The organism is Onishia taeanensis (genome assembly GCF_900100755.1).
Lineage (GTDB): Bacteria > Pseudomonadota > Gammaproteobacteria > Pseudomonadales > Halomonadaceae > Onishia > Onishia taeanensis.
Window position 1 is genome coordinate 175,588 of record NZ_FNCI01000005.1, and the last position, 11,012, is coordinate 186,599.

At 62.5% G+C, this 11,012-nt stretch carries 12 protein-coding genes; 10 read left to right on the top strand and 2 right to left on the bottom strand.

Translation table 11 applies throughout. The features are described from left to right. Positions 1-8: 8 nt before the first annotated feature. Positions 9-644, bottom strand: a complete 636-nt coding sequence (ribA, locus tag BLR71_RS09400; RefSeq protein ID WP_092525394.1) for a GTP cyclohydrolase II — start codon at positions 642-644, stop codon at positions 9-11. Between the two features lie 235 nt (positions 645-879). On the opposite strand from ribA, the gene hemE reads away from it, so the two are divergent. The 8 genes from hemE (at position 880) to BLR71_RS09440 (ending at position 8,336) form a co-directional block, all read left to right on the top strand. After that, positions 880-1,947: a uroporphyrinogen decarboxylase gene (gene hemE / locus BLR71_RS09405; RefSeq protein ID WP_092525397.1), complete on the top strand. Its 1,068-nt coding sequence runs from the start codon at positions 880-882 to the stop codon at positions 1,945-1,947. Between the two features lie 4 nt (positions 1,948-1,951). Further along, positions 1,952-2,326: a VanZ family protein gene (locus BLR71_RS09410; RefSeq protein ID WP_092525399.1), complete on the top strand. Its 375-nt coding sequence runs from the start codon at positions 1,952-1,954 to the stop codon at positions 2,324-2,326. 62 nt (positions 2,327-2,388) lie between these two features. Then, positions 2,389-3,252 (top strand): polyamine aminopropyltransferase, encoded by an 864-nt coding sequence (speE, locus tag BLR71_RS09415; RefSeq protein ID WP_092525401.1) that lies wholly within the window; start codon positions 2,389-2,391, stop codon positions 3,250-3,252. Positions 3,253-3,644: 392 nt separating this feature from the next. Next, on the top strand, positions 3,645-4,673 hold the full coding sequence (locus BLR71_RS09420; RefSeq protein WP_422730768.1) for an amino acid ABC transporter substrate-binding protein: 1,029 nt from the start codon (positions 3,645-3,647) through the stop codon (positions 4,671-4,673). A 74-nt stretch (positions 4,674-4,747) separates the two neighbouring features. Then, positions 4,748-5,938, top strand: coding sequence for an amino acid ABC transporter permease (locus BLR71_RS09425; RefSeq protein ID WP_092525405.1), 1,191 nt, complete (start codon positions 4,748-4,750; stop codon positions 5,936-5,938). A 9-nt stretch (positions 5,939-5,947) separates the two neighbouring features. Next, a complete protein-coding gene (locus BLR71_RS09430; protein ID WP_092525451.1) occupies positions 5,948-7,042 on the top strand; it encodes an amino acid ABC transporter permease in 1,095 nt (364 codons plus the stop codon). A 104-nt stretch (positions 7,043-7,146) separates the two neighbouring features. After that, entirely contained in the window at positions 7,147-7,875 is a 729-nt protein-coding gene (locus BLR71_RS09435; RefSeq protein WP_092525453.1) for an amino acid ABC transporter ATP-binding protein, read from the top strand. 50 nt (positions 7,876-7,925) lie between these two features. After that, positions 7,926-8,336 (top strand): RidA family protein, encoded by a 411-nt coding sequence (locus tag BLR71_RS09440; protein WP_092525407.1) that lies wholly within the window; start codon positions 7,926-7,928, stop codon positions 8,334-8,336. Between the two features lie 90 nt (positions 8,337-8,426). On the opposite strand, the gene BLR71_RS09445 is transcribed toward BLR71_RS09440, so the two are convergent. Next, positions 8,427-8,987, bottom strand: a complete 561-nt coding sequence (locus BLR71_RS09445; RefSeq protein WP_092525409.1) for a hypothetical protein — start codon at positions 8,985-8,987, stop codon at positions 8,427-8,429. 221 nt (positions 8,988-9,208) lie between these two features. Between BLR71_RS09445 and BLR71_RS09450 the strand changes: the two genes are divergently transcribed. Both BLR71_RS09450 and BLR71_RS09455 read left to right on the top strand, forming a co-directional pair. Next, positions 9,209-9,637, top strand: coding sequence for a host attachment protein (locus BLR71_RS09450; protein ID WP_092525411.1), 429 nt, complete (start codon positions 9,209-9,211; stop codon positions 9,635-9,637). A 155-nt stretch (positions 9,638-9,792) separates the two neighbouring features. Further along, positions 9,793-11,012 (top strand): methyl-accepting chemotaxis protein (locus tag BLR71_RS09455; RefSeq protein WP_092525413.1); only part of this gene is annotated, 1,220 nt, incomplete at its 3' end.

The following is an 11,012-nucleotide window of genomic DNA, read 5'->3' on the forward strand; positions in this document are numbered from 1 at the left end:
ACGCTAGATCAGGACTTGCGCTCTATATCCACGTCATCCGCCTGGGTAAAGTCGCCCAGCGCCATCATGTGTCCCAGCTTGCCGGCCTTGGTGGATAAATACTGCTCGTTATGGGGATTAAGACCCGTGGTGATGGGCAAACGTTCACTGACCTCGACGCCATCGCGGGTCAGCGCCTCGACCTTGCGTGGGTTGTTGGTCATCAGCCTGAGCGAGGTCACGCCCAAGTGGTCGAGCATCGGCACGCACAGGCCATAGCGGCGCATGTCGGCGCCAAAGCCCAGGCGCTCGTTGGCCTCCACGGTATCGGCGCCTTCGTCCTGCAGGTGATAGGCCCGGATCTTGTTGAGCAGGCCGATGCCGCGTCCTTCCTGGCGCAGATAAAGCAGCACGCCGCGGCCTTCGGCGGCGATCCGCTTGAGCGCTTCCTGCAGTTGATAGCCGCAGTCGCAGCGCATCGAGAACAGTGCATCACCGGTCAGGCACTCGGAGTGCACCCGCCCGAGCACCGGGGCGCCATCGGTGATGTCGCCGAGCGTCAGGGCGATGTGATCCTTGCCAGTGGCATCATCCTCGAAGCCATGCATGGTGAAAGTCGCCCAGGGGGTGGGCAGCCGGGAGGCGGCGATGAATCGGATCGTCACGAAAAACCTCGATGAAACGTGGCGGCGCTTGGCACGCGATGCCCCAAGTCTACCAGCATCGCCGCGCTCGCTCACGGCTCGTGCGCGCTCATCGCAGGGTGGCGGCCTCGCCGCCCTCCAAGGGGCATCTCGCCGCTCGAGGCGCCTGCGAATCGAGGCATCGCGTCGCAGGACTAGCCCCTGGGGGCCTGGCATCCGGTACAATGTCGGCAAATTTCTGAGTGGATGACGTCGCATGCAACTCGAGAACGATCGTATCCTGCGCGCCCTGGCGCGTGAGCCCGTGGACCGTACCCCGGTCTGGATGATGCGCCAGGCCGGTCGCTATCTGCCGGAATATCGCGAGCTTCGCGGTCAGGCCGGCAGCTTCATGGATCTGTGCCGGGATACCGACCGGGCCTGCGAGGTGACGCTGCAGCCGCTGGAGCGCTTCCCGCTGGATGCCGCCATCCTGTTTTCCGACATACTGACCATTCCCGATGCCATGGGGCTGGGGCTCTACTTCGAGACCGGCGAGGGACCCAAGTTCAGAAAGCCAGTGCGGACTCCGGCCGAGGTGGCCGCCCTCGAGGTACCGGACGCCGAGCGGGATCTCGATTACGTGATGAATGCGGTGAGCGCCATTCGCCGCGAGCTCAACGGCCGGGTGCCGCTGATCGGCTTTTCGGGTAGCCCCTGGACGCTGGCGACTTACATGGTCGAGGGTGCCTCGAGCAAGGACTTCCGTCATGTGAAGACCATGCTCTATGACACCCCGGATACCATGCACCAACTGCTCGACGTGCTGGCGCGCTCGGTCACCGACTATCTCAACGCCCAGATTCGCGCCGGCGCCCAGGTGGTGCAGATCTTCGATACCTGGGGCGGTAGCCTGTCGACGCCGGCCTATCTCGAGTTTTCGCTGCGCTACATGGAGCAGATCGTCGCCGGCCTGATCCGTAGCCATGAAGGACGCCGGGTGCCGGTCATCCTGTTCACCAAGAACGGCGGCCAGTGGCTCGAGCATATCGCCGCCAGCGGCGCCGATGCGCTGGGCCTGGACTGGAGCACCGAGCTTGCCGATGCTCGTCGCCGGGTCGGTCACCGGGTTGCCCTGCAGGGCAACCTGGACCCTAATGTGCTGTTCGCCAAGCCCAGCGCGATCCGCGCCGAGGTAGCGCGAGTGCTCGACAGCTACGGTAGTGGCCCGGGGCATATCTTCAATCTCGGCCATGGCATCAGCCAGTTCACGGATCCTGACCACGTAAGCGCCTTCATGGAGGCGTTGCACGAGCTGAGCCCGTCCTATCACGCGGCGGACTGAGGCCATGGGCTTCCTCCTTCGCCTGCACGACCGACGGCTCGCCTGGGCAGGGCTCGCCGTCATGGCGGCGCTGGTGATCGCCATCGGCAGCCTGACCCCGGGCACCGAGATGCCTGATAGTCTGCCCTGGGACAAGGCCAACCACTTCATTGGCTATGCTGGGCTGGCGGGTTTGGTGGGGCTCGCCGGCATCAGCGCGCGGCCGGCCTTCATCGGCGTGGTGGCCTACGGGGTCGCCATCGAGTTCGCGCAGCTGCCTGTGCCCGGCCGCATGGGTGGCGATCCCTGGGATATCCTGGCCAATACCCTCGGCGTGCTGCTCGGCCTGGTCGTGCTTGCGCTGCTGCGCCGGTACCTGCTGGGCGGTGGCGCGCGATGAACCGTCGCCCTGGCGACTTCAGTCAACGCTAGTCCCCTTTTTCTGTTCTGCGAGAGTCCATGATGACCGAATCACTCGACACCGGCTGGTTTACCGAAGTCTTCGATAGCCACGGCAGCGCCTTCTCGTTGAAGGTCCGCGAAAAGCTGTGGGATGTAACCAGCGCCTATCAGCACCTCGAAGTCTATGCCACCGAGACCTATGGCAATCTGATGGTGCTCGACGGCTGCGTGATGCTCAGCGATCGCGACAACTTTCTCTATCACGAGATGATCGCCCATCCGGCGCTGTTCGCTCACGCGGCCCCCAAGCGGGTCGTGATCATCGGCGGCGGTGATTGCGGCACCCTGCGCGAAGTGCTCAAGCACCCTGGGGTCGAGCATGTCACGCTGATCGATATCGACGAGGAAGTGACCAAGGCCGCCGAGCGCTTCTTCCCGGCGCTGACCGAATCCAATGACGATCCCCGCGCCGAGCTCAAGTTCGCCGACGGCGTCAAGTGGGTGGATGAGGCCGACGACGAGAGCGTCGATGTGATGATCATCGATTCCACCGATCCGGTAGGCCCGGCCGAGGGGCTATTCAAGACCGATTTCCTGAAGCGCTGCCACCGCCTGCTGCGCCAGGGTGGGGTGATGGTCCAGCAGAGCGAGTCGCCGCTCTATCACAGCGGCAGCATCATCCGCGAGCTGCGTCGCGATATGCGTGCCGCCGGCTTCGAGAGTGTCGCCACCCTGCCGTTCCCGCAGCCGGTCTATCCGTCGGGCTGGTGGAGCGTGACCCTGGCCGGCAAGGGCGTCGACGTTAAGTCATTCCGCGAGGCCGACGCGGCGGCAAGCGATATGACCTTGGACTACTACACCGCCGAGGCCCATCGCGGTGCCCTGGCGCTGCCACCTTTCATGCGCCGCGCCTTCGAAGAGTGAGTTACGCCCGGCACCGGCCCCGCGCCGGTGTCGGTGCTTGTTAAGGTTCTGTGGTTAAGCGCCTGTGACGGCCTGCTGCTAGCTTTATTTTTGCTTCCCGCCACTGCTTTTCTCTTCCCTTTCTCCTGCCCACCCGCCTTCACTCCCGCGTCTCTTTTTTGCGGCATGCCACCGTATTCAACGCTCTACGACCTTCGTAGAATTTTTTAACTCTATGTTTTTTAAATTATTTTTATATTTTGATGGGCTTTTAGATGCCTTCGATACCGCTTGCGTTGAAGAAAGGTTGCCGGTCTTATCTAACGGCTGGCGAATTGGCTTTGCTACTGTCGCCCGACATGCCACGAGCATGACAACAACAATTCACCCCAATCCAAGGGAATAACAAAATGTTGCACAACAACAAAACCCTGCTGTGTTCCGCGACCGCCATTATGGCCACCCTGCTGGCGACAGGCTCTGCCCAGGCCGGAGAAACGATGGACGCTGTGAAAGAACGCGGCCAGGTCGTCTGTGGGGTCAGTACCGGCTTGCCCGGTTTCTCCACGCCCGATGATCAGGGCAACTGGGAAGGCATCGACGTTGATGTCTGTCACGGCGTGGCCGCCGCGGTATTCGGCGATGCCTCCAAAGTGCAGTTCGTGCCGCTGAACGCCAAGGAGCGCTTCACTGCGCTGCAGTCCGGCGAGATCGACGTGCTGTCCCGCAACACCACTTGGACCGCGACCCGCGACACCACTCTGGGTCTCAATTTCACTGGCGTCAGCTTCTATGACGGCCAGGGCTTCCTGGTCAAGGAATCGCTGGGCATCGACAGTGCCAAGCAGCTCGACGGCGCGGCCTTCTGTGTGCAGTCCGGTACCACCACCGAACTCAACCTGGCTGACTACTTCCAGGCCCACGACATGAGCTTCGAGCCGGTGGTCTTCGATACCTCCGACCAGACCGTCGGTGGCTTCGAAGCCGGTCGTTGCGATGTGCTGACGTCCGACACCTCCCAGCTCAATGCTTTGCGCATCAAGCTGAGCGATCCCGATAGCGCCAAGGTGCTACCGGAAGTCATCTCCAAGGAGCCGCTAGGTCCGGTGGTTCGCCAGGGTGACGATCAGTGGTTCAACGCCGTCAAGTGGACCCTGTTCGCGATGATCAACGCCGAGGAAATGGGCATTAGCAGTGAAAATGCCGATGAGATGAAGGGCTCCGAAAAGCCCGGCATCGCCCGCTTCATGGGCAGCGAAGGCAACTTCGGCGAGGCCATGGGTCTGCCGGCCGACTGGGCCTATAGCATCGTCAGCCAAGTGGGTAACTATGGCGAGGTCTTCGACCGCAACGTCGGTGCGGGTTCACCGCTCAACATCGAGCGTGGCCTCAACGCGCTTTGGACCGAAGGCGGTATCCAGTACGCTCCGCCGATTCGCTAACGCTCTCCACTGGCCCCGCTCCACTTTTGGGGCGGGGTCCGTCGTTGTGTCATTGCTAGTGGAGAGGACCTTCCATGACTACTCCTTCCTCGCCTCCGCCTCGAAGGGAGACGCCACCATTCTGGCGTGATCCTGCCAAGCGGGCGCTACTCTTTCAGGCGTTGATGCTTGCCGCGCTATTTGCGGTGATTGGCTTCATCGTCAGCAACACCCTCGAGAATCTGGACGCGCGTGGCATCACTACCGGTTTCGGCTTTCTCCATGACACCGCCGGCTTCGGTATCGTCCAGAGTCTGATCGACTACACGCCTCAAAGCACTTATGGCCGCACCTTCCTGGTCGGTTTGCTGAACACCCTGTTGGTCTCGACCCTCGGCATCGCCGCGGCCACTATCATCGGCTTTCTAATGGGCATCGCCCGGCTATCGCCCAATTGGCTGATCGCCAGGATCGCCGGGGCCTACGTCGAGATCTTCCGCAACATCCCGCTGCTGCTGCAGATCTTCTTCTGGTACTTCGCCGTATTGCGCAGCTTACCCTCGCCGCGCCAGAGCATGAGTCTCGGTGAGGCCGTGTTCCTCAACATCCGTGGTCTGGTGGTGCCCGCGCCAGTGGGTGGGCCGGGCTTCGTGTGGACGCTGGTGGCGCTGGCCGTGGCCGTGATCGCGGCCATCGTGCTGGTGCGCTGGAACCGCCGCCGCCAGGCAGCAACCGGGGATCGGCTGCCTGCTGGATGGATCAGTGCCGGGATCATTGTTGTCCTGCCCGCTGTGGTATTCATCGCCAGCGGTATGCCGCTGACCTGGGATATTCCCAAGCTTGGCGGTTTCAACTTCTCGGGCGGCATCACCGTATTGCCGGAGCTGCTGGCGCTGTGGCTGGCGCTGTCGATCTACACCGGCGCCTTTATCGCCGAGATCGTGCGCTCGGGCATCCAGGCGGTATCCAAGGGGCAGACCGAGGCCGCGAGAGCTCTGTCGCTCTCCGGTGGCATGACCCTGCGGCTGGTGGTGATTCCCCAGGCGATGCGGGTGATCATCCCGCCGCTGACCAGTCAGTACCTCAACCTGATCAAGAACTCGTCGCTGGCCACTGCGATCGGTTATCCGGACCTGGTATCCGTCTTCGCCGGTACCACGCTCAACCAGACCGGGCAGGCCATCGAGGTGATCATGATGACCATGGCGGTCTATCTGACGCTGAGCCTGCTGGTCTCGATGTTCATGAACTGGTTCAACGCGCGCATGGCGCTGGTGGAGCGATAAGTGAGCAAACTGACCTTAAATACGACGCCGGTGGATGCCCGCCCCGCCCCCAAGCGCAGCATCGGCGCCATCGCCTGGCTGCGTGCCAACCTCTTCCAGGGCCCGATCAACAGCGTGCTGTCGCTGCTGGCGATCTGGGCACTGATCGCGGGGCTCACGCCGCTGATCCAGTGGGCGATCATCGACGCCGACTGGATCGGCACCAGCCGCGAGGCCTGTAGCTCCGGTGGCGCTTGCTGGGTGTTCATCTCGGCCCGTTTCGAGCAGTTCATCTATGGCTTCTATCCCAGTGAACTGCGCTGGCGGGTCGATCTCACCTTCGTGTTGTTCGCGGTGATGATTGCCTGGCTGGCGCTGCCTCGGCTGCCGGCCAAGAAGCTGGCCGCGGTGCTGACCCTGGCGGTCTTTCCGATCGTGGCGTTTTACCTGCTACACGGCGGCTTGTTCGGCATGCCGACGGTGCCGACGCATCGCTGGGGTGGCCTGATGCTGACCCTGGTGCTGGCGGTGGTCGGGATCGTCGCGGCGCTGCCGATCGGCATCGTGCTGGCGCTGGGGCGCCAGTCGAAGATGCCGATCGTGAAGAGCATCTCGGTGGTGTTCATCGAGTTCTGGCGCGGCGTGCCCCTTATCACGGTGCTGTTCATGGCTTCGGTGATGTTGCCGCTGTTCGTGCCCACCGAAGTGGATATGGACAAGCTGGTGCGAGCGCTGATCGGCATCACCCTGTTCCAGAGTGCCTACATGGCTGAGGTGGTGCGGGGTGGCCTGCAGGCGATTCCCAAGGGCCAGGAAGAAGCGGCAGCGGCGCTGGGCATGGGGTACTGGAAGCGCATGGGGCTGATCGTACTGCCCCAGGCGTTGAAAATGATGATCCCCGGCATCGTCAACACCTTCATCGCTCTGTTCAAGGACACCTCGCTGGTGCTGATCATCGGCCTGTTCGACCTGCTGGCGATCGTGCAGGCGGCGCTGGCCGATGCCGACTGGTTGGGCTACTCGATTGAAGGCTATGTCTTCGTGGCGTTTGTGTTCTGGATCTTCTGCTTCGGCATGTCTCGCTACAGCCAGTACCTAGAACGCAAGCTGCACACCGGCCACTAGACGCGCACAGGCGCAGCCGGCGACCGCCTGTTCGGCGGGTGGTCGCCTACAAGAACAAGGATATCGGTATGACTTCACAAACGGCCAAGGCCGACGACACCCCCATGATCGAAATGCGCGGCCTGAACAAGTGGTACGGCGACTTCCACGTGCTGCGCGACATCGACCTGACCGTTCAGCGCGGCGAGCGGATCGTGATCTGCGGGCCTTCGGGCTCAGGCAAATCGACGCTGATCCGCTGCATCAACCATCTCGAGGAGCATCAGCAGGGTGAGATCGTGGTGGGCGGTATTCCCATGACGCAGGACGTCAAACGCATCGAACAGATCCGCCACCACGTCGGCATGGTGTTCCAGCACTTCAATCTCTTCCCGCACCTCTCGGTACTCGAGAACTGCAGCCTGGCGCCGATCTGGGTGCAGAAGAAGCCGCGGCGCGAGGCCGAGGAACTGGCCATGAAGTACCTCGAACGGGTCCGCATCGCCGAGCAGGCCCACAAGTTCCCGGGCCAGCTCTCCGGGGGGCAACAGCAGCGCGTGGCGATCGCTCGCTCACTGTGCATGCACCCGGAGGTTATGCTGTTCGATGAGCCGACCTCGGCGCTGGATCCCGAGATGATCAAGGAAGTGCTGGACGTCATGGTGGAGCTCGCCGAAGAGGGCATGACCATGCTGTGTGTGACCCACGAGATGGGCTTTGCCAAGACGGTCGCCGACCGGGTCATCTTCATGGACCAGGGGCAGATCATCGAGGAGAACGCCCCAGAGCCGTTCTTCAACGACCCCCAGTCCGAGCGGACTCAGCTGTTCCTCAGCCAGATTCTCGGCCACTGAGTCGTGTCAGGCACAGCCGGCATGCCGGCTGTGCCATGGGAGCTTCCTGAATGATTGAAAAGCTGTTCATCGATCGTGCGCCTCAGCCGATCGCGCCCTTTTCCCATGCCTGCCGGGTCGGTGACCTGGTCTTCATCACGGGCCAGATGCCCACGGTTCCGGAAACCAACGAGATGCTGCTCGGCACCTTTACCGAGCAGACGCACCGAGTGATGCAGAATCTGGCGATCGTTCTCGACGCCGTGGGCAGCGACTTCGAATATGTGGTTCAGTCGCGGGTGTTTATTACCAATATGGGGCATTTCGAAGAGGTTAATGCGGTCTACGCCAGCTACTTCCCTGCGCCTCTGCCCACCCGGACCTGCATCGGCGTTACCGGCCTGGCCGGTGGGGCCGACGTCGAAGTCGACATGATTGCCTGGATTCCGCCGGCCTCCAGCGAGCCCGCCAGCGGTTCGTGATCCCAGTGGCCTCTTGCCTAAAGTGCCAGCCAAACGCGGCTGGCCATGCCTGCTTGAGCCTGATGACGCTAACGTATCGGCATGTGCTGGCTACAGGCGCGGCTCTGCTGTGGGCGCGTAGTTGTCTGTCCAGGCGGGCGCGGCGAGGTCGAGCTGCGGCTCACGGGGCCATGAAGCGCCGGCTGATGGCTGTGCGCTAGCCGGCGCGTCGTTAAGCGGTGCAGCGGCAGCCGCAGCACCGGCTGCCGATGCTGCATAGGCAGCATTGAACGCTTCAGGCTGAGGTGCTGTTGCCTCGGGATTTACCTGGCGCGCCTCGCCTACCCAGCTATCGTCCTCATCGTGGACCGCCGGGCGCCGGCGTGTGGAGCGCGTGAAAGGCAGTCGCTGGAGGGCGATCATGGCTTGTACGTGATGGGGTGTCATCAGCAGTTCAAACAGGACACGCACCAGCAGGCAAGCGGCCAGCGTCGCGCCAACGCCCAGCCCCAGTGTCGGCCACTGAGCCGACAGCGGTGTGGTGGCAAGCGGCGCCAGTGCCTCGCGGGTCCAGAGCCCGCCGGTCACCAGCATACCGAGCTGGCTAAACAGGTGTAGCGAGACCAGTAGGCCGCGCGGCAGGGGGCGGCGCATCAGCAACAGATTGCGCATCGAGGACGTCTCCAATGACGAAAGTGGGGCGGGGCCATGACCACACTGATGGGTCAGGTGGGTCCTTGCTAGATGCGTGAATTTTACCACAGCGCCCTCGCTGCGCATTCTGTCGCCACCCAGCGACGGGCCGCATTTGACGCCCTGTCGGGGCCTTGCCAATCTCCAGTATGGGAACGCGGGTGCTGCGATGATGCGTTTCACTCAACCGAGGAACTGCCATGACAACCTATATTCTGGTCGCTGATGCCGCCCGGGCTCGTATCTTTACCCGGGATGCCCTCAAGCTTGTCGAGCACGACAGCCTGGTACATGCCGAGGGACGCCTGCATGAGGGAGACCTTGTTACCGATAACGGCGGAGACGTTCATCAGTCGTCGGGGATGGCGGCGCGGGCCACGGGAGGCGAAGACGTGGCGACTCAGCACCACGCCGAGCGTTTCGCCAAGGAGATCGCTGAACGCCTATACCGGGCGCGGATCGAGAACGATCTCGACAAGCTGATCCTGGTGGCGCCACCGCGCTTTCTCGGCCTGCTGCGCGATAAGCTCGATGGGCCGACCTCGCATCGGGTCATTCATAGTCTGTCCAAGGATCTGTCGAAGGACAGTCTTGAAAACATCCAGGAGGCGGTCAGCGATCTGCGCTAGCCAGGCTTTGCTCAAGCAGCGTTCAGCGCTGGCGGCATAATCTATCGGCGGCTCAAGAAATGGGCGCCCTCGCCGATATAAAGAAGAAGCAAATATCTTTCCATTCAGATATTTGTCGTCGAACAACATAATGTTTTACTCATTAAGGGCGCCCCATGTTTTCCTCCTTGCGCAAGCGCATACTGATCATCACTCTGGCGATCATCGCCTTGGCATTGGTGATCAATGCGACCGTTAGTTACCTGACCGTCAAGTCTCATGACCAACAGCAGGTTGCCGAGCAGCTGGGGTCCGTTGCGACGGGCAATGCGATGGCGATCGAAGAGTGGATCGCCGCTCGCACCAGCATGGTCGAAGCGGCTCGTGAGCCGGCCAAGGGCGATGACCCCGTGCCGGCGCTGGTCCAGTTGGCCAAGTCCGGTGGGTTCCTGTCGACCTATCTCGGCAAGCCGGATGGTTCTTTGACCACCTCTGATGGTTGGGTGCCGCCGGACGATTACGATCCACGACAGCGCGGCTGGTATCTCACGGCTACCGAGCAGAACAAGACCATCGTGTCGATGCCCTACGTGGATGCCAACAGCGGCCGGATGGTGGTCACCTTTGCCACTCCCGTCGAGCGCGGCGGGCGCTTGTACGGCGTGATCGGTGGTGACGTGGTGATCGATAAGCTGGTCGCTCAGGTCAATAGTATCCAGCCGACGCCGTCGAGTTTCGCTTTCTTGAGCAGCGGCGGCGAGACATTGATCGCCCACCCCAATGCCGACCTGACCCTCAAGCCCCTGACTCGCCTTAGCGACCAACTGACGCCCTCCGCTATTGCGCAGCTAGGTAGCGCCAAGACCAATTGGCAGCGCATCACCATCGACGGTGCCGATAAGCGGCTGTCCGTGACACCCATCGCCGGCAGCGACTGGGAGCTTGGCGTGGCACTGGACGATAAAGAGGCTACCGCCGGCCTGCGTGCCATCCTCAAGTCCTCGTTGATTACGTTGGTGATTATCATCGGCGTCACCGCGCTGCTGCTCGGCCTGTGGCTCAAGCGGACGCTCGCCGGCCTGGAGCGTGCCCGGGATGCCCTCGAGGACATTGCCAGTGGCGAGGGCGACCTGACCCGGCGCCTGCCGGAGCAGGGCCGCGATGAGGTGGCGCAGATCGCCGCCGCCTTCAACCGCTTCGTCGGCAAGATGGAGGCGGTGATGGTGACCATCCGCCAAAGCAGCGAGTCGGTGCGCCTCGCCGCTACCGAGATCTCGACCGGCGGTCAGGATCTCTCGCGGCGTACCGAGAATGCGGCGTCCAGCCTGCAGCAGACCTCGGCCTCGATGGAGGAGATCACCAGCACCGTCGAGCACACCGCTGAATCCTCGCGTCA